This is a genomic window from Mesorhizobium sp. M8A.F.Ca.ET.202.01.1.1, from assembly GCF_004791595.1.
Classification (GTDB): Bacteria; Pseudomonadota; Alphaproteobacteria; order Rhizobiales; family Rhizobiaceae; genus Mesorhizobium.
In genome coordinates, this window is sequence record NZ_SRUN01000159.1 from 1 (window position 1) to 334 (window position 334).

Annotated in this window: 1 pseudogene; it reads right to left on the reverse strand. The window is 59.6% G+C overall.

What is annotated here, in order from left to right:
• Positions 1-190 (reverse strand): annotated as a pseudogene (locus EN845_RS34300) (IS481 family transposase); the annotation flags it as partial.
• Positions 191-334 lie beyond the last annotated feature (144 nt).

Consider the following 334-nt stretch of genomic DNA (forward strand, 5'->3'; position numbering starts at 1 on the left):
GCAGCGTCGAGCGCGGCTCTCTGGGACCGGTCGGAAGGTCGGCGGTCGAGGTCCGATTGCGCCACTTCGCGACCGTCTTGGGATCGATGCCATAACGCTTGGCGAGCTTCTTCAGGCTCTCTTGACTATTTTGTATTGCTCGACGGATCGCCTCTGTCGTCGTGGCGCGGCCGTGTAGAACCTGACCCATAGTGCCTCCTTTCCATTCCGCGGAAAAGATCGCACCATTAAAGCCGGGGATCAAACACCTAGCCCGTTTAATGCAGCGATGACAAGACCACTTTCTCGCGTCCGCACCGGCACGCACTCGGTCCACCCTGTGGCGATATCGGTC